This is a genomic window from Allobosea sp. P4_E12, assembly GCF_056401655.1.
Genome location: NZ_JBFUIY010000011.1, coordinates 180675 through 204903, shown reverse-complemented (window position 1 = coordinate 204903; position 24229 = coordinate 180675). Strand labels below are relative to the sequence as shown.

The following is a 24229-nucleotide window of genomic DNA, read 5'->3' as shown; positions in this document are numbered from 1 at the left end:
GTCGTTGGGGAGGAAGATCCACATTCGTCGCGGTGCCATCGAACCGGCTCATTCAGGGCCGGTTTTGCGCGCGAGGGTCTGCTCCCGTGATTCGACGACCCGCGAGGACCATGAGATGAGCCAAGCCTGCCGCTTCGGTATCGAAGAAGAGTATTTCCTGTCCGATTTCACGACACGTGGCATCGTCCGGAAGATCTCGCCGGCATTCCTCGATGCCGTGCATGCGGCGTTTCCGAGCGAAGTCCAACGGGAGATGCTGCAGTCCCAGATCGAGGTGGCGACACCGGTCTGCGAGACGATGGCAGAGGCGCGCAAATCGCTGGCGACGCTGCGGACCGGCCTTGCGAGCATCGGGCTGGCGCATGACATGCTCCTGCTCGCCTGCGGCACGCATCCGAGCGCGGCCTGGTCGCGCCAGCGCGCCACCGAGGCGGCTCGCTATGACAAGCTGATGCGCGAACTCCAGATGCTCGGCAGCCGCAACCAGCTCTGTGGGCTCCATATCCATGTCGAGGTGCCGGACGAAGATCAGCGCATCCGGCTGATGGGGCGGATCATGCCGTTCCTCCCGGTGTTTCTCGCGCTGTCGACGTCGTCTCCCTTCTGGCAGGGGCGGCGCACCGGCCTGATGGGCTACAGACTATCCGCCTACGCGGAACTACCGCGCACCGGCCTGCCGGAGCTCTTCCTCGAACCCGCCGACTACCGCGCCTATGTCGATACCCTGGTCGCGGCCGGGGCGATCAAGGATGCCAGCTATATCTGGTGGGCGATTCGCCCTTCAGAGAAGCATCCGACGCTGGAATTGCGCATCGCCGACAGCTGCACGCGCCTGGACGATACGCTGGCCATCGCCGCGCTCTATCGGTGCCTTGTTCGCCACCTCTGCAGGAACCCCGGGCTCAACGCTGATCTGACCGCGGCCGCGCGCGCCATCGCAGCAGAGAATGTCTGGCGGGCCCAGCGCTATGGGATCCATGGCGGATTGGTCTGCCCGGAAAGCAAGGGGATGCGCTCGGTTCCGAGCCTGGTCGACGAACTGATCGATCAGCTTTCGGACGATGCCGCGGCGCTCGGCTGTACCGCCGAACTTGGCGAGTGCCGGACGATTGCGGCTCAGGGCACCAGTGCGGATCGACAGCTCGCCATCTTCGAGGAGGCCCGCGCGCGCACCGGGAGCGACGCGGGAGGGCTGGCCTCCGTCATCGACTGGCTGGCGTCAGAGACGCGAAACTATGGCGCAAGCCGGCTGCAGGACATGAGCCAGCCCCTGCGCGGTGTGGCCTGAACGCAAGCGGATGCCGGATGCCGGCATGTGCGTTGTGCATTTGCGCAAGCAATCTCCTTCCACCAACGCGGGACGGAGGTCGTTGTCCTCCGTTCGGCGGTCGCATATGTCTGACGCTTCCTGGGCCTGCCTCGCCCGTGCCGTCCGGTGCGTGCGAGATGTCGGCCACCCTTTCGTCCTGCCGGAGCGCCCATGGCTCGCGATGTGTCCGATTCCACCCCGATCGCGTCGAAGTCCGAGCTGATCGGCTGGATTGCGGCAGGCGAGAAGCCTCGCTCCGCCTTCCGGATCGGCACCGAGCACGAGAAGTTCCCGTTCTACCGCGCGGATATCGGCGCCGTGCCGTACGAGGGGCGCGGGGCCGCGGGCGGTATCCGGCACCTGCTCGAGGGCATGCAGCAGCGGCTCGGCTGGGAGCCGATCATTGACGATGGCCATATCATTGGCTTGGCCGGGCCCGAAGGTGGCGGGGCGATCTCGCTTGAACCCGGTGGCCAGTTCGAACTCTCCGGCGCGCCGGTCGAAACGCTGCATGAAACGGCGGCGGAGCTCGCCGCGCATCTTGCCGATGTGAAAGCGGTCGCCGAGCCTCACGATATCGGCTTCCTGGCGCTGGGCCACTCGCCGCTCTGGACGCGGGAGCAGACCCCGGTCATGCCGAAGGGCCGCTACCGGATCATGGCCAACTACATGCCGAAGGTCGGCACGCGCGGCCTCGACATGATGTTCCGGACCTGCACCGTGCAGGTGAACCTCGATTTTGCCGACGAGGCGGACATGGTGAAGAAGCTCAGGGTTTCGATTGCCCTGCAGCCGATCGCAACCGCGCTCTTCGCTTCTTCGCCCTTCACCGAGGGCAAGCTCAACGGCTTCCAGTCGGTCCGTTCCGAAATCTGGCTCGATACCGACAATGCCCGTTCGGGCATGCTGCCCTTCGTGTTCGATGAGGGCATGTCCTACGAGGGCTATGTCGACTGGGCGCTCGACGTGCCGATGTATTTCGTCAAACGCGGGCCGGTCTACCACGACGTGACGGGCGCCTCCTTCCGCGATCTGCTCGCCGGCCGGTTGCCGCAGCTTCCGGGCGAGCACGCGACCATGTCCGATTGGGCCAACCACCTGTCGACATTGTTCCCCGAGGTCCGGCTGAAGCGCTTTCTGGAAATGCGGGGCGCCGATGCCGGGCCGCCCGCCTTGCTGAACTCGTTGCCCGCCTTCTGGGTCGGATTGCTCTATGATCAGGTCGCGCTCGACGCCGCCTGGGACCTGGTCAAAGGCTGGAGCACCGAGGAGCGTCAGGGCCTGCGCGACGCAGTGCCTGCGGCGGGGCTCTCTGCCACAGTCGCCGGCCGCAGCGCGCGTGAGATTGCGCAACAGGTTCTGGAATTGTCGCGCGCTGGTCTCGCGCGCCGCGCCCGCCTGAACGGCAAGGGCGAGGACGAGACGCGTTTCCTTGATCCTGTTCTCGCGATTGCCGAGAGCGGCCGCAGCCTGGCTCAGGACCTTGCCGACCGGTATCGCGGGGAATGGAACGAGCGTGTCGAGCCGGTCTTTAAGGATTTGCTCATCTAAACGGCCGATCAGCCAGGGAATTCCCAGGCAAGGTCGGTGGTTCGCGGCATTTGCCATCGGGCGTTAACGCTTTCTCCGAAGCTTCGGAGCGAGCATCCGGCCATGGAACGATTGCTCACCCTTCTTCTCGGCTTCGCCCGCGACAACCGCGGCGCGACGGCGATCGAGTATGGGCTCGTTGCTGGCCTGATCTCGATGTCCGTGATCGTCGGCGGGCAGGAGATAGGTCGGTTCGTACGCGGTGTATTCGAAGCGGTACAGACCGGGCTCAATCCCTGAAAACCACGGCTCCCGAGGGAGCCGGGCCCAGGGCAGGCTGCGGACGGTTCTACTCCGCCGCCGTCTTGAAGCTCGCGAGGTTGTCGAGGCTTTGGATGATGTGCTCCGCCAGGGCATTGGAGAGCACCGACGGGTCGAAGCGCGTGCGCAATAGCCCGATCTTGCAGGACGGCAGGGTTGCATAGCCCTCGCTGGGGCCGAGTATGCGCATACCGGGCCTGATCGCGCTCTCCGGCAGCACAGAGACGGCGAGGCCGGCGACCACGGCTGCACCGACCGCAGTCGAATTCCAGCTCGCATAGAGCACGCGGAAGCGGCGCCCCTTCTTCTCCAGCGCTTCGACCGCAGCCTGCCGCCAATTGCAGGTCGGACGGCCGAGCGCGAGCGGGAGCGGGTCCTCCTCATGGACGGTATGGCGCGCAGAGGTGACCCAGAGCAGTGGCTCGATCCGGATGATCTCGCCCTGACCGCGGCCTTCGACATGGGTGATGATGGCAAGGTCGATATCACCGGTGCCGATGCGCTCGGCCAGCATCGGAGTCGGCTCGCAGACGACCGTCACCTCGGCGCGCGGGTTGGAATGAGCAAAGCGAGCCAGGATCTCGGGTAGATAGCGGTCGGCATAGTCGTCGGGGACGCCGAGGCGGATGCGCCCCTTGAGGTCTGCATCGGCGAAGCTCGCCACGCATTCGAGATTGAGGCGCACGATGCGGCGCGCGTAATCCAGCAGGCGCTCACCATCTTCCGTCAGCTTGGCGTGGCGTCCGTCGCGGCCGAAGAGCGGGCGCCCGACCCGTTCCTCAAGGCGCTTCATCTGCATCGAGACGGCGGATTGCGTCTTGTAGACGATCTCCGCCGCGCGAGTGAACGAGCCCGTATCGGCAATGGCGACAAAGGTCTTGAGCTGGTCGGCGTCGAGAACATGCGCCATGGAGCACCCCCACGATGGATCATCAATATCCGTGCTGTGAAGCATCATAACCATTCGTTTGGCTGATGGCCAGCGCAAAGCTATCCTGCGCACATTCTCCAGTCCGTGTCGTCGGTGCGCTCCAGCCGGGCCGGAAAATGCTCGTTTTGCCGCCAGACCCCTGAAGGAGGTCGCCATGCTGATCCTGACATTCGTTCCGAAGTCGCTCTCGTTCGTCGCCACCGGCGTCACGCGTGTTGTGGCCGGCGGTTATGTTGGCGTGAAAGCCTTGACGCGCGCTCTGATTCACCGCCGTGAGGTGCTGAGGCTCTCCGAACTCGACGAGCGCGGCCTCAAGGATATCGGTCTCGTCCGCTCCGATATCGACGGCGCGCTGACCGTATCCTGGCTGAAGGACCCTTCGGCGGCTCTCGCGGCCCGCTCCAGCGCGCGGGCCGGCGTCGCCTCTCTCCGGCGCGAAGAGGGCGTTCGACAGGCTCAGGTGAAGAATGCTGTCGCCAAGCCTCTCACGCCGCGTCCGGTCGCGGCCGGTTCGAATTCGACGGTTGCGTGCAGCGCCTGACCCCTTGGCACTGCGCGTTTCTTGCGGGCGGGAGCTTCGTGCTTCCGTCCGTTTTTCTTTTCCAAGCTCTCGCCGGGCATGGCGGAAGCGGGATTTGAAGCCATTTCGCCTGCAATTTGGCCCTAATCGGCATTCGTAACCTATTTTTCAGCATTCCCGCCGAACGTTCCCGACATGCCGCGGCGATGCCCGGTTCGATGCTTCTCGGGGGGGTGGGTGTCGGTATGCGGATTTCTCTGCGCTTTCAGGATCTGCGTCTCAGGACCAAGATCGCGATCCCGCTGATCGTTCTCGGATTGATCAGCGTTGCAACTGCCGTCTATGCCGGCCGCGAATATGCGCGGATCCAGAAGGCATATTCCGATCTGATCTCGCACAATGCGACGGCGATCCTCGATTCGGGCCGGACCACCCGCGCCATGACCGACATCGTGCGCGATCTCTACAAGGCGATCGCCTATCCCGAATTCATGAAGCAGAACGCGACCAGCATCGAGGATGTGCGCAAGGCCTATGACCGTGCGCAGTTCCAGCTGATCGAGGCCAAGATCAGCTTCCCGCAGAAGGCTGCCGAGTTCGACGCCATGGGCCGGGCACTCTCCGCGCTCAAACCGCAGATCGACGATATCGTCGCCCAGGCCGCGAAGGACGAGGATCTGGCCGCGTTGTCGGTCATGTCCCAGCTCGATCGCACAATTGGCGAGATCGTCACCGCCGCAGGCAAACTCAACGAAGCCATCAAGACGGAAACCCAGGCGACCTCGGAAACGCTCGATGCCGAGGCCAGCGAACTGAGCATCGTCATTCTGGGCCTCTCAGCCCTGGGCATCCTGCTTGGCCTGGGCGGTGCTGCCTTGCTGACCCGGTTTTCGATCACCAGGCCGCTGGAAGCGCTGAGATCGCGCATGGATGATCTCGCCAGGGGCGATTACGCGGTCGAAGTTCAGGGCCAGGCGCGCAAGGACGAGATCGGCGCGATGGCGCGTGCGGTTCAGGTCTTCAAGGAAAACGGCCTTGCCGTGCAGCGTCTCGAGGCGGAGAGCGCCGAGGGACGAGACCTTTCCGAGCAGCAGCGCCGGCAGATCGAGACCGAGCGGGCCGAGCAGGCAAAGCAGCAGGAGCAACTCGCGCGGGAGCAGGGGCTGGTCATGGGGCTGCTGGCAGAGGGCCTCGACCTGCTCTCGAAGAGCGATCTCAGCCATCGCATCGATGCGGAGGTTACCGCTGCCTATGAGAAGCTGCGCGACGATTTCAATACGGCGGTGGAGCATCTCTCGATGACGATCACCACCATCCAGGCGACTGCGGCCGATGTCGGCAACGCGGCGCGCGAGATCAATATGGGCGCAGACGATCTCTCGAAGCGCACCGAGGAACAGGCGTCCTCGCTGGAGGAGACTGCGGCAACCACGGAAGAGCTTGCCGCCTCGGTCAAGGCCTCTGCGCAGGCATCGAAGCAGGCCGTCTCGCTGGCCGATGAGGCGATGAGCGTGGCGCAACGGGGCGGTGCAATCGTCCATGATGCGGTCGCTGCAATGGCACGCATCGAGACGGCCTCACGAAAGATCTCCGACATCACCTCGGTCATCGACGAGATCGCCTTTCAGACCAATCTGCTCGCCTTGAATGCGGCGGTCGAAGCGGCGCGGGCGGGCGATGCCGGCAGGGGCTTTGCCGTGGTCGCCTCGGAGGTCCGCACGCTGGCGCAGCGCTCGGGCGAGGCCGCCAAGGGTATCAGCGCGCTGATCTCGGAATCGGKAGCGGAGGTGGCCCAGGGCGTCGGGCTCGTCCGCTCTGCCGGTGAAGCGCTCGATCAGATCGTGGCCGCATCGCGAAAAGTCTCCGCGACCGTATCCGAAATCTCCGCGGCCTCGGCCGAGCAGGCCAATGGAATCGACGAGATGAGCCAGTCGGTCGCGCTTATGGACGAGATGACCCAGCAGAACGCCGCACTGGCCGAACAGAGCGCAGCCTCTGCCAGCGCACTGGGCGATCAGATCCGGCGCCTCAACGATCTCGTCTCGAGCTTCCGCACGCGCGACAATGTCGCCGATCTCCGGGCGATCGCTGCGGCCATGTCCGAAGGCCGTGGCGCCGTGATCGAGTGGTCGCAGCGGCGCAGCGCCTGATCGGGACAGGGCGATGAGTGCCGAAAGCATCGGCCCGAAAAGCGGATTGCGGTTTTCGGCAAAGCCGATGCAAAGACAAAAGGTTAAGTCATCAGGCCGGATACGATATCCGGTCCGATGAATTAGCGACGCTGCCCGCCGCCGAGCATCGCGTCCAGAATCGACTTCAGCGCGTTCTGATGGTCGTCCTGCACCTGGCGACCATGCTCGAACATCTGGTTCAGCGCGTCGAGGCCGATCGACCCCGGCCCGGCTTCGCCCGAAGGCGCCGGCTGGTCCGGTTCCGGCTCAAGCTCAGGCTCTGCCGTGGGCCTGGTGGCCTGGCCACGCGGTTGTGACGGGGGCGGCGCCGCCTGGGGCTGAGCCGCTGCACCGCCAAGCATCCCGGTCAGGATCTGGCCGAGAAGCCCGCCCATCGGGTCGGCCCCGGCCGGTTCGCCTGGCCTTGCCCCGCCCAGAGGACCACCTCCGAGCGGACCGCCGCCAAAGGGACCGCCACCCTGTGTCGGAGGGGCACCAGCCGCCTGCCCGAACAGGCTCCCGAGAATCGCGTCGAGCGAGCTCCCCGGCGTTTGCGGTTGGGTTTGGGGCGCGGGCTGCTGGCCCGGCATCCTGCCCTGCATCATCTCGGCGAATTGCCCGAAGATGCCGCCGAGCCCCTGATTGCTGGTCGACTTGAACAACCCGCCCATGATCATGGAGGCGATGACCGGCAGCATCTGTTTCAGAACCGCCTGGCCGACGCCGCTGGTCGCCGCAGCCTGGGCGGCCAGCGCGTTGCTGACGTCCTTCGAGCCGAAGAGCTGGTTGAGGACGTTGTTGCCCATCATCGCGGCGTTGTCGGGAATGCCATCGCCATCGGCGTCATAGAGCGAGCCGAAGGGCGAGGCCGTCATCATCTGGGCGAGATTGCCGAAAGCGCGGGGGTCCTGCGTCTGGCGCTGCAGTCCCATGGTGAAGGCCGGCAGCAAGGCGTCGAGCGCGCTCTGCGTCTGCTGTTGGCTGAGCCCGTATTGCCGAGCCAGATTCTGCATGGCCTGCCCGTTCTGGGCCGATTGCATCATCTCGAACAGGTTCATCATGGCGCCTCTCCGTCTTCGTCGCGGTCTGCCGCCGCCTGCACCCCGAACGATAGCAGGGCGGGGCGGGCAGGCAAGCGAGGCCGCCGCGATGCTGGATGCTCACGCGCCCCTGGGCTGGCGCTCCAGGCGCGTGATGCCGCGATAGGCAAAGACCAGCGCGACGAGGCCGAACGCCACAGCCCCGAGCGCGGTGCCGACCATCGCCCCCTTCGGCCCCGCATAATATGCGCCGACCCAGGCCATCGGCATCGTCCCGAGCGTTGCGCGCCCCCAGCTGAAGAGAGTCGACAGGATCGGCATGCCGAGATTGTTGAACGCGGCATTGGCGACGAAGAGTATCGCGACGAAGATCCACATCGGCCCGGAGATCAGGCAGAAGAACATCACCAGCTCTGCGGTCAGGCCGCTGGCATGGAATACGGCGACGATCGGGCCGCGCAGCAGGAGGAGCGCGAGCCAGGCAACGCAGACGCAGGCCACGGCGAAGATCACGGAATCGCTGAGCGCGCGGCGCATGCGGTCGAAACGGCCGGCTCCCCAGTTCTGGCCAAGGATCGGCCCGACTGCGCCCGATAGCGCAAAGATCACGCCAAAGGCGACCGGCACCAACCGATCCATGATCGCCATTGCCGCGATCGCGCCATCTCCGAAGCGCGCGAAGATGCTGGCGAAGACTGCGTTTGCGATCGGCGTCGAGAGATTGGTCAGGATCGCCGGGCCGGCGATCGCAAGCGTGCGCGGCGTGTCGGCCAGCAGCGCCTGCCGGTTGGGCATGCCGACCATGTCGTGGATCTTCACCGCGCCACGGAAGCCGACAAAGGCAAAAATGACACGTGACAGCACGGTCGCCCAGGCGGCGCCGTCTGTGCCGAGTGCAAAGCCAAAGATGAACAGCGGATCGAGCACTGCAGTTGCGAGCCCGCCCCCGAGCGTAACGAACATGGCGCGCCGGGCATCTCCGATGGCGCGCAGTACGCCCGAAAATCCGATGCCCAGCGCCATCAGAAGATTGGAGGGCAGGGCGATCCAAAGGAATGAGAGGGCGACGTCATAGGCCTCGCCATGCGCCCCAAGATGCCTCAGGAGCCAGGGCAGGCAAGGCAATGCCAGCAGCGTGAGCGCGATTGCGGCAAGCGCCATCAAGGTCATAGCGGAGCCCGCGATCCGGCGCGCGCCCTTGCGGTCTCCGGATCCAAGCGTGCGGGAGGCCAGCGCCGAGACCGCGATCATGAAGCCGATATTGATCGAGACCGTCAGGAACAGCACGATCGTCGCGAAGCCGACGCCAGCAGTCGCCGCCGGCCGGCCGAGCCAGGAGACGTAGAGCAGCGAGAGCAGGTCGACGACGAAGATCGCCATCAGCCCGACCGCTCCGGTCGCGGTCATCACCGCGACATGGCGAAAGGTCGAGCCGCTGACGAAGACGGCCTGGTTGGGGTTGACGGGTGCGTTCACAATTCCGGTTCTCCGACGCCGCCGACCGCGACTTCAGCTCCGCCATCCTCGATGACCTCGCGCGTCTCCTCGGTGAGTGCCTTGGACTTGGCCTTCGGTTGAACCAGCGGCTCCGGCGAGACGCGCGGCACCTTCTGGATGCCGGCGGCGATGCCCTCGTGATACTGGATCTCCATGCGCTGGGCGTCGCGGTCACGGACGCTGTCGATGACCAGACTGGCCTCATCATAGCTGAGGCCGAGGCTCTCCAGCGTCACCCGCCCGAAGCCAAGCGCCGACTCGAAGGTTTCGCGCATCTGGAAGTCGACATCGGCTTTCATCAGCTCGATCGCATGGACACGGTCATAGGCCCGCACATGCAGCCGTGCGGAGGGGAATTCGGCCCTCGCCATCTCGACGATCCGCAAGGCCGCTTCGCGATTGTCGATGCAGATGCAGATGATCTTGGCCTTCCCGGCGCCGGCAGCACGCAGCACGTCCAGTCTCGTGCCGTCGCCGTAATAGATGCGGAAGCCGAACTTGGACGCCGACCGGATGCGCTCGACATTGGAGTCGATGATCGTCACCGGGATGTGCTGCAGCAGCAGGGCCTGGGTCACCACCTGCCCGAACCGGCCGAACCCGATGACCATGACGGAGCCGCCGGCACCTTCGAAATCCTCTTCCATGGTTTCCGCCGGGGCGGCGCTCCGGGTCAGCCAGAGGTCGATCAGCTTGGCGGCAACCGGTCCGATCAGCATCGAGAGTGCGGCGAGAGATGTCGCCAGGGCCGCCTGCTGGCTGTTGAGCAGCCCGAGCGCAGCACCGAGCGGCAGGAGAACGAAGGCGAATTCGCCGGCCGGCGAGAGCAGGGCACCGGCCCGTATGGCTTCGGTCCTCGACGAACAGGAGACGCGCAGGATCGTTGCCGCGACGACGATCTTGAAGGCGACCAGCAATGGCGCCGCGAGCGCCAGCAGCAGGGCGTTTTCGAAAACGAGCTGGAGGTCGAGCGACATGCCGACCGCCATGAAGAACAGGCCGAGCAGCACGCCGCGGAACGGCTCGATATCGGCTTCGAGCTCGTGCCGGAAATGCGAGTCCGCCAGCAGCACTCCGGCGAGGAAGGCGCCCATGGCCATGGAGAGGCCGACCCGCTCCATCAGCATCGCGGCACCGAGCACGATCAGCAGCGCGGCCGCGGTCATCACGTCCTTCGCGCCGGTGCTGGCGAGGATCCGGAAGAACGGATTGAGCAGGTAGCGTCCGACGAGCACGAGCAGCGCGACGGCGAGCAGGGCGAGGCCCAATCCCGCGAGTGCCGGAGCGCCTCCGTGGTTCTGCGCGCCCGTGGTCGCCAGCAGGGGGAGCAGCGCCAGCGCTGGAGCGATCGAGATATCCTGGAACAGCAGGATCGAGAAGGTGCGCCGGCCGTAGGTTTCGCTGCCGTCGCCGCGCTCCTCCAGGACCTGCAGGGCTATCGATGTCGCAGACAGGGCAAGCGCAAGCCCCACCGCAATGGCGCCGCCGACGGAGAGACCGAATTTCCAGCCAACGAGCCCGATCGCCGTCGCGCTGAGCGCCATCTGCGCGAGGCCGGCGCCGAGGATGTCCTTGCGCATCGAGTAGAGGCGTGACGGCTGAAGCTCCAGCCCAACCAAGAATAGCAGCAGCACGACACCGATCTCGGCGGTGCCCCGGATCGCGTCCGGGTCATTGACCAGGGCGAGCACCGAAGGGCCGATCGCGATGCCGGCCGCAAGATAGCCGAGCACGGCGGATTGGCCGAGACGACGAAACAGCGGCACGGCAATGACTGCGCCTGCACAGAAAATCAGGATCGGCGGCAGGTAACTCGTGTGACTGGCGTCGGCCATGGGAACTCTTCGTTGTGGAAAGCAGGCCCGCGCAAGTGCCACAGCCGACCATGCTGCCTATCTAGGCGCTTCCTTGCTGCGCTGCGAGGGGCGAGTTGCGCAACGGCCCGTCACGTCCTGCGGCGCTGCTCTTCCTTGACATCGCGGGGCGCACGCCGAAAGAAGGCGCTGACCATTTCCGAGGCCTCGAAACCGCGTGACCAAGCCGCCGCTCGACATCCTGCTTTGTGCCCCGCGCGGCTTTTGCGCCGGGGTCGTGCGCGCCATCGACGCAGTCGAGAAGGCGCTCACGCTGCATGGCGCGCCGGTCTATGTGCGCCACGAAATCGTGCACAACAAATATGTCGTCGAATCGCTGAAGCGCAAAGGCGCGGTCTTCGTCGCGGAGCTGTCGGAGGTGCCCGACACCACCCGTCCGGTGATATTTTCGGCCCATGGCGTGCCGAAATCGGTTCCTGCCGAGGCCGCATCGCGGACACTTTTCGCCATCGACGCGACCTGCCCGCTGGTCACGAAGGTGCATCGCGAGGCCGAGGTTCATCACAAGCGCGGCCGCCATATCCTGCTCGTCGGCCATGCCGGCCATCCCGAGGTCATCGGTACGATGGGCCAGCTGCCTGCGGGTGCGATCACGCTGATCGAGACGCTGGACGACGTGGCGCAGCTTGCTCCTCCCACCGGCCAACCACTTGCCTATGTCACCCAGACCACGCTTTCGGTCGATGACACACGCGGCATCGTCCAGGCGCTGCAGGCGCGGTTCCCGGAGCTGATCGCGCCGCACAAGGAAGATATCTGCTACGCCACCACGAACCGTCAGGAGGCGGTGAAGCGGGTTGCCCCGCTGGTCGACGGACTTCTTGTCGTCGGCTCGCCCAATTCCTCCAATTCGCAGCGCCTGCGCGAGGTCGCCGAGCGGGCCGGTTGCCCCTCTGCGCGGCTGGTGCTGCGCGCCGACGAGATCGACTGGTCGATCTTCGGTGCGATCAAGCGGCTGGGCATCACGGCGGGCGCCAGCGCTCCCGAGGTGCTGGTCGAAGAGATCATCGATGCCTTCGCCGAGCGCTATGACGTCCGCGTCGAGACCGTCTCGACCGCCGATGAAAGCGTCTTCTTCCCCCTGCCGCGCGAACTGCGCGGCGAGCCTGCGCCGAATGCGGCCGAGTGAGCGAATTTGGCCGTCTATACTGAAGTGCCCGACGATGAGATGGCTGCCTTCGTGGCGCGTTACGGCATTGGTGATCTGCTGGCGGTCAAGGGCATCGCCGAGGGGGTCTCGAATTCCAATTTCCTGCTGCACACCACGCAGGGCTTCTTCATCCTGACGCTGTACGAAGAGCGGGTGAGCGCGGCTGATCTGCCGTTCTTCCTCGGACTGATGGAACATCTGGCCGAGCGCGGGCTGATCTGCCCGCTGCCGGTCAAGGCGCAGGACGGTCTGGCTGTGAGCCGGCTCGCGGGGCGGCCGGCGGCGATCGTGACTTTCCTCGATGGTCTCTCCGTGCGTCGTCCGACGGCTGCTCATTGCGCCGAGGTCGGGCGTGGGCTGGCGCTCCTGCACAAGGCGGGCGAGGGCTTCGGCATGACCCGGTCCAATGATCTGTCAGTCGCGGGCTGGCGGCCGCTGGCGGAACAGGCCGGTGCCGGGGCCGAGACGGTCTCGCCTGGACTGGCGAAGCGCGTCATGACGGAAATCGCGTTCCACGAGGCCAACTGGCCACAGAGCCTGCCGCGCGGCGTGATCCACGCCGATCTCTTTCCCAACAACGTCTTCTTCATCAAGGACCGGTTGTCGGGACTGATCGACTTCTATTTCGCCTGCACCGACGCCTTTGCCTATGATCTCGCCATCTGCCTGAATGCCTGGTGCTTCGAGGCCGATGCGTCGTTCAATCTCACCAAGGGGCAGGCGATCCTCGCGGGCTATGAAAGCGTGCGCGCCCTGACCCCCGCCGAGGTTGAGGCGCTTCCGGCGCTCTGTCGCGGCTCGGCCCTGCGTTTCCTGCTGACCCGGCTGGTGGACTGGTTGAACGTTCCGCCGGGGGCCCTGGTCAAGCCGCTCGATCCGCTCGAATACGACCGCAAACTTGCCTTCCACCAGCGCGTCGGTGACGCCCGCGAATACGGCCTGAAACGATGAGCGATACAGTAGAGATCTGGACCGACGGGGCCTGCTCGGGCAATCCCGGCCCGGGGGGCTGGGGCGCGATCCTCAGCTACAATGGCAAGGCGCGCGAGCTCTCGGGCGGCGAACAGATGACCACCAACAACCGCATGGAGCTGATGGCGGCGATTTCGGCGCTCGAGACGCTGACGCGGCCCTGCACGGTGGCGCTGCATACCGACAGCCAGTACCTGCGTCAGGGCATCACCGGCTGGATCCATGGCTGGAAGAAGAACGGGTGGAAGACGGCCGACCGGAAACCGGTGAAGAACGAGGAGCTCTGGAAGCGCCTCGATGCCGCGCTCGGCCGTCACAAGATCGAGTGGAAATGGGTCAAGGGCCACGCCGGCGATGAGATGAACGAGCGCGCCGATATGCTCGCCCGCGCCGGCATGGCGCCGTTCAAGCCAGGGCGATAGAGCCCAGCAGGCTCGTCAGCCGAGCGGCTGCCGATAGACCAGGAAGCCCGAGAGATCGGCGACCTTGTCGTAGAGTTCGCGCGCCTGAAGATTCGTCTCATGCGTCTGCCAGTAGACGCGGAAACAGCCCTTGGCCTCGGCCATCTGCCGCACGGCTTCGATCAGCTTCCGGCCGCCGCCGCCGCCACGGATATCCGGGCTGACGAACAGATCCTGCAAATAGCAGATATCCTTGGCGCTCCAGGTGGTGCGGTGCGTGACCCAGTGCACGATGCCGACAGCCTTGCCGTCGCGTTCGGCGATGAAGCCACCCATCGGCTCCTTGCCGCCTGTGAGCCGGGCGAAGGTCAGGTCATGGATCTCTTCCGGCAGGCTCGACTTGTAGAAGGTCAGGTAGCCCTGCCAGAGCGGTCCCCAGGCGGTACGGTCGCTCGCGACGAGCGGGCGGATGGTGATCTCGGACATGCAGCCTCTCCCAATAGCGCTGTCACGCTAGCCCGGGGGCGCTGCATCTGTCTCATGACAAAGCGCCATGCTTTCGATCAGCATCGTTGCAGCAGGCATGAAAAAGCCCGCGCGGCGGGTGCCGGGCGGGCTCTTTCATGCACGAAGCGCTCAGAGCTGCTTCAGCATTTCCTCGGCGCCGGAGACGTCGGCCTTGCCCGGTGCGTCTTCGACATTGAGAGCCTCGACCACGCCGTTCTCGACGATCATCGAATAGCGCTGCGAGCGGGTTCCGAGGCCAAAGCCCGAACCGTCGAGCGAAAGCCCGATCTCCTTGGCGAAATCGGCATTGCCGTCCGAGAGGAACTCGATGACGCCGACTGCGCCCGTTGCCTTCGACCACGCATCCATGACGAAGACGTCGTTGACGCCGGTCACCATGATGGCGTCGACGCCCTTGCCCTTGATCTCTGCAGCCTTGGCGAGATAGCCGGGGAGGTGATTCTTGTGGCAGGTCGGCGTGAAGGCGCCGGGCACCGCAAACAGCACCACTTTCTTGCCCTTGAACAGGTCTTCGGTCGTCTTCGCTGCCGGGCCGTCCGCCGTCATCACGCGGAACGTCGCCTGCGGAAGTGTGTCACCCACCTTGATCGTCATCGCCTGTTCTCCGTGAGCCATGCGGCCTTCGCCGCTCGGTCAGGGATTAGGGCTTGGCGACCGGGATGTCGAGTTCAAGCCGCGTCTCGACCGCCGCAGGTTTGCCGCGCACCGTCACGATGAAGGGCACCGGTCCCGCTGCGCCCTTGGGACGGTCGGTAATCCGGACATGGGCGAGCACCGTGCCATCGGCCTGCGGCTTCAGGACCGGTTTGCTGAAGGACCAGGCGCCGGGCCCCTCGACGAAGACATCCTCGATCGCGCCGTCCGGCGGAGCCTGCAGCACGAGCTTGACCTTGGGCTCGGGTCCAGCCTCGCCGGGCAGTACCTCGATCACCGAGATCTTCTCTTTGTGCGGCCCAAGCTTGACGGGAATCGGCACCCGCGCCTCGAAGCTCTCGAGCCGTGGCGAGGTGACCGAGGTCACGCCGGGCTCGAGCCAGAGCTGAGCCTCGCCCTTGGCGGGAATGCACATCTTCTCGCAGACGGCATAATCGAGCTTGAGCACGACCATGACTGGCTTGCTGGGGTCGACCGGCTGCACCGACACCGGCACCACGACCTCGCCGACATAGCCGATCGAAAAGCCGGTGCCATCCTCGAAGCGTTCCGGCGCGGGCCAGCGCACGTCGAGGCCACCGACATTAGTGGAGCCGCTCCAGTCGAAGGAGGGAGGAACGCCGGAATCGCCGGGGTTGCGCCAATAGGTCTTGTAGCCTGGCGCCATAGTGATCTCGACGCCGATGCGTTGCTTGCCCGAGGGGGCCGTCGCTCCGGCGATCAGGCGGATCGAGGAATGCGTGCTGCGGGACCATGACGACACCGCCGCCTCCTGCGCCTGAGCAGGAGCGCTGAACGCCAGCGCGGCGAGCGCGAGTGAGAGCAATGCCAACTTCACGATGACCGTCTTAGGGAATGCGTCTGCAAAAAGCGAAACAATCTCTCTCACATTTGCTGGCAATCATGTGACATGCAGCCATTCATCCTATGCCGCATGATTGGGGCGCAATCGCGGTGCCGGCATTTTCAAGGACACCGGTTTCCAGCCGGGCCGATTGGATTTAGCATGGCGGTATGAAGATCGGATCGAGCCAACGCGTCAGCGGCCGCAGCTATCTCGACGGGCAGTGCCTGATTGCCATGCCCGGCATGACTGACGCGCGTTTCAGCCGCAGCGTGGTCTATATCTGTGCGCATTCCGAGGATGGCGCCATGGGCATCATCCTCAACAAGCCGGCGCCGGACACGCGGTTTCCCGATCTGCTGGTCCAGCTCGACGTGATTCCCTCGGAAGAGCTGATTCGCCTGCCGAGCCAGGCCGAACGGATGCAGGTGCTGCGCGGCGGACCGGTGGAGACCAAGCGTGGCTTCGTGCTGCACTCCTCGGACTTCTTCCTGGAATCGGCGACCCTGCCGATCGACAACGGCATCTGCCTGACGGCGACCTTGGATATCCTGCGGGCCATTGCCATTGGCAGCGGTCCGGAGAACGCGGTGCTTGCTCTTGGCTATGCGGGCTGGGGAGCGGGGCAGCTTGAATCCGAGATCCAGTCGAATGGCTGGCTGCACTGCGCCGCTGACCCGGCGCTGCTCTTCGACGACAGCATCGAAACCAAATACCAACGCGCGCTGCACAAGATCGGCATCGATCCCGCGTTCCTGTCCAGCACGGCCGGACACGCCTGAGCGGCGCCGGCCTCCCTCCCGGTATAGGGGAGGGGTTACGCTGCTTCCGAAGAGGACGCGGCGCTCGCGCCCACCAGCCTGCGGGCTTCGGCTGCGCTCATCGGCTGCCCGAAGATATAGCCCTGCGCATATTGGCAGCCGAGCTGGTAGAGCTCGATCGCATCCGACTCCGTCTCCGCGCCCTCGGCAACGACGTCCATGCGCAGATCGGCGGCGAGCTGGACGATCGAGCGCAGGATCACCGGCGGTTTCCCGTTGCCCATCTGGCGCACGAAGCTCTGATCGACCTTGATCGTGTCGAACGGAAACCGCTGCAGATAGGACAGCGAGGAATAGCCGGTGCCGAAATCATCGAGCGAGAGCCCGGCGCCGAGTTCGCGGATGCGCGAGAGCATCTGCGCGGCATATTCCGGATTCTCCATCACCAGGCTTTCGGTGATCTCGAGCTTGAGCGTGCCCGGCAAGACGCGCCGGCGCGCCAGCACCGTCTTGACGTCATGCAGCAGGTCGTGGCGCAGCAACTGGCGGCTCGAGACGTTGACGCTGGCGAAGATCGGCGGGTCGACCTCGAGCGCGGCCTGCCAGGCGGCGAGCTCGCGTGCGGTACGGTCCATCACATAGACGCCGAGATCGACGATCAGCCCGGTTTCCTCAGCGATCGCCAGGAAATCCTGCGGCAGCAGCCGGCCCTCGCGTGGGTGGTCCCAGCGCACCAGGGCCTCGAAGCCCGCGATGGTCCGGTCCTCCAGCCTGACGATCGGCTGGTACATCACCTGAATCTCGCCGCGCTCAATGGCGCGACGCAGATCGCTCTCCAGGGCAAGACGATCGTTGCGATCGGTCCGCATCGCGGGCACGAAGACCTCGATCTTGTTGCCGCCCTGGCGCTTGGCATGCGCCATCGCCAGCTCGGCGTTCTTCAGCGCATCGTCCTTGCGGGCCGCCGGCGAGGCGTCGAACAGTGCAAGCCCGATCGAGGGGGTCAGGAAGATCTCGCGTTCCGCGAAGGTCACCGGCGTCGAGACGGCGCGGCGAACGAGTTCCGCCAAGGCCAGGATACGCTCGGGGTCCCGCTCGGAGACAAGGATCATGGCGAAGGTGTCGCCGCCGATGCGGGCAAGCGTGTCCTGCGCCCGCAGCAGACGGCCGAGCCTGCGGGCGAGCGTCAGCAGGATCGAATCGCCCGCGGAGAAGCCGACCGACTCGTTGACCTGCTTGAAGCGGTCGATGTCGATGACGATCACTGTCGGGCGGATATTGTCGTCGGCGCGGCAGAAGCCGAAGACGGCGCCGAGACGGTCCTGGAACAGCTTGCGGTTGGGCAGGCCGGTCAGGTTGTCATGCACCGCGTCATGCAGCAGCCGCTCCTGCGCAGTCCTCTGCTCGGTGACATCGGCGAGCGTGCCGATCACGCGGATGACCTCGCCGTTGGAGCCGATGACGGGTCGGGCCTTGAGGTTGAACCAGTGATAGCTGCCATTGGCGGCTCGCAGACGGAAATCGAGCTGCAGCTTGCCGCGCCGCTGTTCCAGCACGGCATCGAGCGTGACGCGATAGCGGTCGCGATCGGAGACATGCATGTATTCAAGCCAGCGCGCCGCCGAACCTTCGAGCGCGCCGCGCGACAGGCCGAGCAGGGTCTCGGTCTGCGGCGAGACGAAGATCTTGTCGGCGCTGACATCCCAGTCGAAGACGAGATCGCCGGAGCCCGACAGCGCCAGCGCCCGTCGCTCGGTATCGGAGACAAGGCCCTGCGCCAGCGCGCCGCCGGCGAAGGCGTGCTGAATGACGGTGAAGCCGATCAGCAGCACGATCAGCACCAGCCCGCCGATCAGGGCGGGCGCGACGAGGTCGCGCTGGAACTGGCCGGTGACCGTGAACCCGGCCGCCGTCACCCAGACGGCGAGCAGGAACCAGGTCGGGATCAGCATGACGGCGCGCTCGTAGCCATGCGTCGCCAGGTGCAGGATCAGCACGAAGCCGACGGCCGCGACGGCGGCGATCGAGATGCGCGCGATGCCCGACGCCATCGGGGCATCGAAGACGGCCAGACCGACGAGGCCGAAGAGGCCGAGGATCCAGATGATCGTCACGTGGCTGTAGCGGACATGCCAGCGCGACAGGTTGAGATAGGCGAAGAGGAAGACGAGCAGCGTCGCCGCCAGCACCACTTCCGCTCCGGCGCGGTAGATGCGCTCGATCGCCGGCGTCAGCGGGAAGATGCGCTGGAAGAAGCCGAAATCGAGCCCTGCATAAGCGAGAACGGCCCAGGCCAGGGCGGCGGCGGCCGGGAAGATCACCGCTCCCTTGACCACGAAGATGATGGTCAGGAAGAGCGCGAGCAGGCCGGCAATGCCGATGATGATGCCCTTGTAGAGCGTCAGCCCGTTGGTCTTCTGGCGATAGGCCTCCTGCTCGAACAGATAGAGCTGAGGCAGGTTCGGAGATTTCAGCTCGGCGACGAAGGTCACCGTCGTGCCCGGGTCGAGCGTGATCATGAAGACGTCGGCGTCCGGGCTATCCTCGCGCTCGGGGCGAAGCCCCTGGCTCGCCGTCACGGCCTCGATCCGCGTGTCGCCGAGATCAGGCCAGATCACGCCGGAGCCGATCAGGCGATGGAACGGCGCGACCAGCAGCCGGTCGATCTGCTCGTCGGAATCATTTGTGAGCGCGAAGACGATCCAGTCCGGCCGTGCGCCCGACTCGCGTGCCCTGACCGCGATGCGGCGCACGATGCCGTCGGGCCCCGGCGCGGTCGAGATCTGGATGACGTCGCCATCGGATTTGTTGCGCTCGACCACATGGGTCAGGTCGATCACCGGTGCGTCGACAGGGACGCGGACGGCCTCGACGGCCTGGGCCGGTGCGGCCAGGGACAGCACGAACAGGAGTGCGAGGCCGACAAAGGCAAGGCCAAACCGGAGAAGTCGGTCAGGAAGGGACAAGCGCGACTCGGTAACTGTGTGGGCCGCGCTCAAGCGGGGCGGGGGACCCAGTCGTACCGACCGGTCGTGGCGAGGGCAAGGCAGAGGCTCGGCCCTGTGGATCATCGCGCGCCGCCCGTCTCCGCGGGGCCGAGCAGCCGGTCCGTCGAAATCATCGCATAGAGCAAGTGGTCCGCCCAGTTTCCGTTGATGCGCAGATAGGCCCGCGCCTCGCCTTCGCAGCGGAAGCCGACGCGCTCCAGCAGCCGGCGAGACGGCTCATTGCCGGGCAGACAGGCGGCTTCGACGCGATGCAGGCCGAGGTCGGAAAAAGCGAAGCGCACCGCGCCGCGCACGGCTTCGGTCATATATCCCTTGCCGGCGTGGCGTTGCCCCATCCAGTAGCCGAGCGTGCAGGCCTGGGCGACGCCGCGGCGAATCAGTCCGAGCGTCAGTCCCCCCAGCAAGGTTTCGCTGCCGGCATCGAAAATGAACAGGGGATAGGCTTCGTCAGCCGCGATCTCACGTGCGGCACGCTTGACGCGCAGGCGGAACGAATTCCGCGTCAGGTCATCCTCGTTCCAGACCGGCTCCCAGGGCGTCAGGAATTCCCGGCTCTCCATCCGCAGAACCGCCCAGGCCGCATAGTCGTTCGCCAGTGGCGCCCGCAGAAACAGGTTCGGCGTGCGAACGAGCGGGCGGGCTGGCGGGTCGGTCGAGAAGCGGAAGAGAGCCATGGTTGCTCAATCCCCGGAGCGTGCGGCCTGCCGCAGTTGCTCTGCCGCCGGGAGACCGGACAGCGGACCAACGGCGGCGATCGTTGGCTGGTGCCCGAGCAGAGAACGTCCGGCGGCGCGAACATCCTCCAGCGTGACAGCATCGAGCCGGTGCGCCAGCTCCTCGCGCGGTATCGCACGTCCGAAGACAAGCACCTGGCGGGCCATCTGTTCAAGCTTGCCACCAGGGCTCTCAAGCGAGGCCAGCAGCCCGACCTTCATCTGGGCCCGGGCGCGTGCAACCTCGACCTCCGTCACATCTTCGGCAGCCTGCCGCAGGCAACCAAGCGCGACATCGATCAGCTCGCTCGCATCTTCCGGTGCCGTGCCGGCGCTGATTCCAAAGACGCCGCAATCGGAGAAGGGCCAGTGGAAGGCGTCGATGGAATAGGCGAGGCCGCGCTGCTCGCGCACCTCCTGGAACAGCCGGGATGACAGCCCTCCGCCGAGCACGGAGGAGAACACCTGGAGCGGGTAATGCGCGCCGTCCCGGAAAGGCTGGCCGGGAAAGCCGAGCACCAGATGGACCTGCTCCTCGTCGCCCTCGATCCGCGCTTCGCCGCCCCGGTAATGACCATCTTCGCGCTCGAAGGCTTTGACGGGTTTGCATGGGAGGCTGGCGAGCCTGTCACGTGCCAAGGCGACGAGCTCGTCATGGTCGACGGCGCCCGAAGCAGCCAGCACCATGTTGCCGGCATGGTAGTGCCGCGCCAGATAGGCCCGGATGGCGTCGGGTGTGAAACTGTTGACCGTCTTCGCTGTTCCCAGGATCGGGCGGCCGAGGGGCTGGTCCGGAAAGGCCGCCTGCAGGAAGCGGTCATAGACGAGATCGTCGGGCGTATCCTGAACCGCGCCGATCTCCTGCAGGATGACACCCTTCTCGCGGGCGAGTTCCTCGGGCGCAAGCGCTGGCGACGTCAGGATATCGGCCAGGATGTCCACGGCGAGTGCGAGGTCGGAGCCCAGGACCCGGGCTGTGTAGCAGGTGTACTCGACGCTGGTCGCGGCGTTGAGATCCCCGCCAACGCTTTCGATCTCCTCGGCGATCTCACGGGCGCTGCGCCGCGCCGTGCCCTTGAAGGCCATGTGCTCGAGCAGATGCGCCAGGCCGTGTTCGTTCGGAAGCTCGTCGCGCGCGCCGGCCCCGATCCAGATGCCGAGCGAGACGGTGGACGCATGGTCCATGCGCTGCGAGACGATGCGCAGGCCGGAGGGCAGGGTCGTCAGGTCGACCTCAGGGTCATGCGCCCCCGGCGAGCGTGGCGCAGGCGTGGCCAGTTCGGCGATCTCGGCCGGCCCCGTCGCGATCATGCCGCCGCTCCCCGCACTGTCCGGGCGTTCTGCCGGATGAAGGCCTCGATGCGCCCCTGGTCGTTCGGCAGCAGGGTGAAGCGCTCCTTGCGCTCCATCAGGTCGCCGAGATGGGCTGGCAGGGCGGGCGTGACACCGCTCGCCGCCGCAACGGCTGCGGGGAACTTGGCGGGATGGGCTGTGCCGAGCACGATCATAGGCGTGGCAGGATCTGCCCCGAGGCCCCGGCGCGCGGCTGCAACCCCGATCGCGCTATGGGGGTCGAGCAGATAGCCGGCCTCGCGCCACGTGCGGCCGATCTCGTCGGCGACCTCGGCCTCGTCGACCGCGCCGGCGTCGAACTCGGAGCGGATGCGGGCCAGCGGCTCCGGCGCGATCTCGAACCGGCCGGATTGCTGCAAGGACTGCATCAGCCGGCGCACGGCGGCACCGTCGCGGTCATGCGCCTCGAACAGCAGGCGTTCGAAATTCGAGGAGATCTGGATGTCCATCGAAGGGGAGGTCGTGGCGGCGACGCCCCGCATCTCATAGGCGCCGCTCTCGAGCGTGCGCGGCAGGATGTCGTTGCTGTTCGTGCCGATCACCAGGCGCTCGATCGGCAGACCCATGCGCTTGGCGACCCAACCGGCGAGCACGTCGCCGAAATTGCCGGTCGGCACCGCGAAAGAGACCTTGCGCCGGGGCGAGCCGAGGGCGACAGCCGAGGTGAAGTAGTAGACCACCTGCGCCGCGATGCGGGCCCAGTTGATCGAATTCACGCCGGAGAGGCGCAGCTCGTCGCGGAACGTGTGGTGATTGAACATCGCCTTGGCGAGGTTCTGGCAATCGTCGAACGTGCCCTCGACCGCGATGGCGTGGACATTGGGTGAGTCCACTGTGGTCATCTGCCGCCGCTGCACGTCCGAGACGCGCCCCTGCGGATAGAGGATGAACATGTCGACCCGCTCGAGCCCCTTGAAGGCGTCGATGGCAGCACCGCCTGTGTCGCCGGAGGTTGCGCCGACAATGGTGGCGCGCTCGCCGCGCTGCACCAGCACATGGTCCATCAGCCGCCCAAGCAGCTGCATTGCCACATCCTTGAATGCCAGAGTAGGGCCGTGGAACAGCTCGAGCACGAAGAGATTGTCGCCGAGCTGCGTCAGCGGACAGGTGGCCGGATGCCGGAAGGTGGCATAGGCCTCGCGGATCATGGCGCGCAGCGCCGCCGTCTCGATATCTCCGTCGGCCAGCGCGCCGATGATGCGCTCGGCAGCTTCGGCATAGGGTTTGCCGGCGAAGCCCGCGATGTCCTGGGCTTCAATTCTGGGCCAGGCCTTCGGGACAAAAAGGCCGCCATCGCGGGCGAGCCCGGCGAGCAGGGCGTCGGAAAAGGCGAGGGAGGGCGCTTCGCCCCGGGTGGAGACATGCAGCACGGTGTCGCTCTCTGTGGTCGTGCTGCTGCTATAGGCCGGGAGCGCAGCGAGGGCAAAGGTTGCGCGCCCGCGGCAGGGCCGCGGGGCGAGGTCAGTCGTGTTTCTGTCGCCGGGCCTGCCAGGCGAAGGCGATGAAGACACCGATCAGGGTCAGGGCCAGCCCGAACCAGGTCAGTGCGTATTGCAGGTGGTTGTCGGGAATACGTCCGATCAACTCTTTGACATCGACGCCGGCCGGCGGCGTCAGCCCGTCTCCCTGACGCTCGAGCTCGAGATAGAACGGCGCGGCCGCCAGGCCGAGGGAGGACGCAATGGCGGCCGGATCGCGTGTGAAGAACTCGCGATTGGCCGGGAGGTCGGCTGGGGTGAAGCTGTTGCGTGCTTCGGGCGTGCGCAGGAAGCCTCTCACGGTTGCCGGTCCGGAGGCCGGCTTGATCTCGCCCAGGCGCGCTTCCGGCACGAATCCGCGATTGATCAGGATGACCCCGCCGGCATCGAGCCGGAACCCCTGGAAGATCCAGCGGCCGAAGCCGGAGAGCTGGCGCGTTCCCGGTCCGCCCGATGCGATCGTGGTGCGCACGCCGGCAAAGGGGCCGTCGACGTAACGCCCGGATGCCGCGACCCGCGTCAGGTCGAGCTTCGCTGGGTCGAGCGTGCTCCATTGCTGCTCGGGCGGGAGGGGCGCCGGAGGGCTCGCTGCCTGCGCTTGCAGGCGCTCGATGAAGCTGTGCTTCTCGCCCATCCGCAACAGCTGCCAGCTCCCCAGCGTGCAGAGCACCAAAGTCCCGCAGATGGTCAGGATCGCGGGCAGGAGAAGGCTCGGACGCCGTGTGCTGTCTGGCATTGTCTGCGCGCTCACTTTTCTCGCCTGCCTTCCTCGGCCTTGTGGGCGTATTGCAGCGCGACCGCGAGCCCCTTCATCGGCCGCAGCAGGGCGAGGCAGACGGTGATGGCCAGCGGCAGCCAGATCGAGAGATGCACCCAGATCGGCGGCTCATAGGCGATCTCGACAGCGAGCGCCGCGCCAAGAACCGCGAAGCCCGCGATCAGCATGATGAACACGGCAGGGCCGTCAGCCGAGTCGGCGAAGGCGAAATCCAGCCCGCACGCGGCACAACGAGGGCGCAGCTTCAGAAACCCGTCGAAGAGCTTGCCTTCGCCGCAGCGCGGGCAACGGCCGGAAAGGCCGGTCGCATAGGGCGAGGGGCTGATATGCTCGTACTCTGCCATCATGGTTTCCCGCAAAAAACAAAGGCGGCCTCGCGGCCGCCTTCGGGATTGT

Annotated in this window: 22 protein-coding genes; 9 read left to right on the top strand and 13 right to left on the bottom strand. The window is 66.0% G+C overall.

The annotated features are described in order from the left end of the window. Nucleotides 1–115 precede the first annotated feature (115 nt). From AC1DW9_RS16580 to AC1DW9_RS16570, 3 genes are all read left to right on the top strand, one after another. Entirely contained in the window at nt 116–1288 is a 1173-nt protein-coding gene (locus AC1DW9_RS16580) for a carboxylate-amine ligase (RefSeq protein ID WP_441506428.1), read from the top strand. A 192-nt stretch (nt 1289–1480) separates the two neighbouring features. Further along, nucleotides 1481–2860: a glutamate--cysteine ligase gene (locus tag AC1DW9_RS16575; RefSeq protein WP_441506429.1), complete on the top strand. Its 1380-nt coding sequence runs from the start codon at nt 1481–1483 to the stop codon at nt 2858–2860. 102 nt (nt 2861–2962) lie between these two features. Continuing rightward, nucleotides 2963–3139: a Flp family type IVb pilin gene (locus AC1DW9_RS16570; protein ID WP_441506430.1), complete on the top strand. Its 177-nt coding sequence runs from the start codon at nt 2963–2965 to the stop codon at nt 3137–3139. A 49-nt stretch (nt 3140–3188) separates the two neighbouring features. Here AC1DW9_RS16570 and AC1DW9_RS16565 read toward each other — a convergent pair whose 3' ends face one another. Further along, nucleotides 3189–4070, bottom strand: a complete 882-nt coding sequence (locus AC1DW9_RS16565; protein ID WP_069877505.1) for a LysR substrate-binding domain-containing protein — start codon at nt 4068–4070, stop codon at nt 3189–3191. Between the two features lie 175 nt (nt 4071–4245). On the opposite strand from AC1DW9_RS16565, the gene AC1DW9_RS16560 reads away from it, so the two are divergent. Together AC1DW9_RS16560 and AC1DW9_RS16555 are read left to right on the top strand one after the other, a co-directional pair. After that, complete coding sequence (locus tag AC1DW9_RS16560; protein WP_441488893.1) at nt 4246–4632, top strand: DUF1127 domain-containing protein; 387 nt, start codon at nt 4246–4248, stop codon at nt 4630–4632. A gap of 224 nt (nt 4633–4856) precedes the next feature. After that, on the top strand, nt 4857–6761 hold the full coding sequence (locus AC1DW9_RS16555; protein WP_476855130.1) for a methyl-accepting chemotaxis protein: 1905 nt from the start codon (nt 4857–4859) through the stop codon (nt 6759–6761). Between the two features lie 122 nt (nt 6762–6883). On the opposite strand, the gene AC1DW9_RS16550 is transcribed toward AC1DW9_RS16555, so the two are convergent. From AC1DW9_RS16550 to AC1DW9_RS16540, 3 genes are all read right to left on the bottom strand, one after another. After that, nucleotides 6884–7843 carry a DUF937 domain-containing protein gene (locus AC1DW9_RS16550; RefSeq protein WP_441488895.1) on the bottom strand — a complete coding sequence of 320 codons (960 nt, stop codon included), beginning with the start codon at nt 7841–7843 and terminating at the stop codon, nt 6884–6886. A gap of 99 nt (nt 7844–7942) precedes the next feature. Beyond that, on the bottom strand, nt 7943–9298 hold the full coding sequence (locus AC1DW9_RS16545; RefSeq protein ID WP_476770029.1) for an MATE family efflux transporter: 1356 nt from the start codon (nt 9296–9298) through the stop codon (nt 7943–7945). After that, nucleotides 9295–11154: a monovalent cation:proton antiporter-2 (CPA2) family protein gene (locus tag AC1DW9_RS16540; protein WP_441506433.1), complete on the bottom strand. Its 1860-nt coding sequence runs from the start codon at nt 11152–11154 to the stop codon at nt 9295–9297. The genes AC1DW9_RS16545 and AC1DW9_RS16540 overlap by 4 nt, the downstream gene beginning before the upstream one ends. A gap of 196 nt (nt 11155–11350) precedes the next feature. Here AC1DW9_RS16540 and ispH point away from each other — a divergent pair, with 196 nt between their 5' ends. From ispH to rnhA, 3 genes are read left to right on the top strand one after another with little or no spacing between them, the layout of a single operon-like run. Continuing rightward, nucleotides 11351–12322, top strand: coding sequence for a 4-hydroxy-3-methylbut-2-enyl diphosphate reductase (gene ispH / locus AC1DW9_RS16535; RefSeq protein ID WP_441488898.1), 972 nt, complete (start codon nt 11351–11353; stop codon nt 12320–12322). 6 nt (nt 12323–12328) lie between these two features. Continuing rightward, a complete protein-coding gene (locus AC1DW9_RS16530; protein WP_441506434.1) occupies nt 12329–13294 on the top strand; it encodes a homoserine kinase in 966 nt (321 codons plus the stop codon). Next, a complete protein-coding gene (gene rnhA / locus AC1DW9_RS16525) occupies nt 13291–13737 on the top strand; it encodes a ribonuclease HI (RefSeq protein ID WP_441506435.1) in 447 nt (148 codons plus the stop codon). Before AC1DW9_RS16530 ends, rnhA begins: the two co-directional genes overlap by 4 nt. Nucleotides 13738–13752: 15 nt before the next feature. On the opposite strand, the gene AC1DW9_RS16520 is transcribed toward rnhA, so the two are convergent. The 3 genes from AC1DW9_RS16520 to AC1DW9_RS16510 all read right to left on the bottom strand — a co-directional run bounded on the left by AC1DW9_RS16520 (nt 13753) and on the right by AC1DW9_RS16510 (nt 15736). Continuing rightward, a complete protein-coding gene (locus AC1DW9_RS16520) occupies nt 13753–14202 on the bottom strand; it encodes a GNAT family N-acetyltransferase (RefSeq protein WP_069877496.1) in 450 nt (149 codons plus the stop codon). A 150-nt stretch (nt 14203–14352) separates the two neighbouring features. Then, nucleotides 14353–14838, bottom strand: a complete 486-nt coding sequence (locus AC1DW9_RS16515; protein ID WP_113518915.1) for a peroxiredoxin — start codon at nt 14836–14838, stop codon at nt 14353–14355. A 46-nt stretch (nt 14839–14884) separates the two neighbouring features. After that, nucleotides 14885–15736, bottom strand: coding sequence for a protein-disulfide reductase DsbD domain-containing protein (locus AC1DW9_RS16510; protein WP_441488900.1), 852 nt, complete (start codon nt 15734–15736; stop codon nt 14885–14887). 176 nt (nt 15737–15912) lie between these two features. Here AC1DW9_RS16510 and AC1DW9_RS16505 point away from each other — a divergent pair, with 176 nt between their 5' ends. Then, entirely contained in the window at nt 15913–16524 is a 612-nt protein-coding gene (locus tag AC1DW9_RS16505; protein ID WP_441506436.1) for a YqgE/AlgH family protein, read from the top strand. A 35-nt stretch (nt 16525–16559) separates the two neighbouring features. On the opposite strand, the gene AC1DW9_RS16500 is transcribed toward AC1DW9_RS16505, so the two are convergent. From AC1DW9_RS16500 to AC1DW9_RS16475, 6 genes are all read right to left on the bottom strand, one after another. Further along, a complete protein-coding gene (locus tag AC1DW9_RS16500; RefSeq protein ID WP_441506437.1) occupies nt 16560–19469 on the bottom strand; it encodes an EAL domain-containing protein in 2910 nt (969 codons plus the stop codon). Between the two features lie 101 nt (nt 19470–19570). Further along, complete coding sequence (locus AC1DW9_RS16495; protein WP_441488903.1) at nt 19571–20185, bottom strand: GNAT family N-acetyltransferase; 615 nt, start codon at nt 20183–20185, stop codon at nt 19571–19573. A 6-nt stretch (nt 20186–20191) separates the two neighbouring features. Further along, on the bottom strand, nt 20192–21535 hold the full coding sequence (locus AC1DW9_RS16490; protein WP_441506438.1) for a M16 family metallopeptidase: 1344 nt from the start codon (nt 21533–21535) through the stop codon (nt 20192–20194). Next, entirely contained in the window at nt 21532–22947 is a 1416-nt protein-coding gene (gene thrC, locus AC1DW9_RS16485) for a threonine synthase (RefSeq protein ID WP_441506439.1), read from the bottom strand. The genes AC1DW9_RS16490 and thrC overlap by 4 nt, the downstream gene beginning before the upstream one ends. 91 nt (nt 22948–23038) lie before the next feature. Continuing rightward, entirely contained in the window at nt 23039–23806 is a 768-nt protein-coding gene (locus AC1DW9_RS16480) for an SURF1 family protein (RefSeq protein WP_441506440.1), read from the bottom strand. Beyond that, a complete protein-coding gene (locus tag AC1DW9_RS16475; protein ID WP_441506441.1) occupies nt 23803–24177 on the bottom strand; it encodes a DUF983 domain-containing protein in 375 nt (124 codons plus the stop codon). Before AC1DW9_RS16475 ends, AC1DW9_RS16480 begins: the two co-directional genes overlap by 4 nt. Nucleotides 24178–24229: the final 52 nt, after the last annotated feature.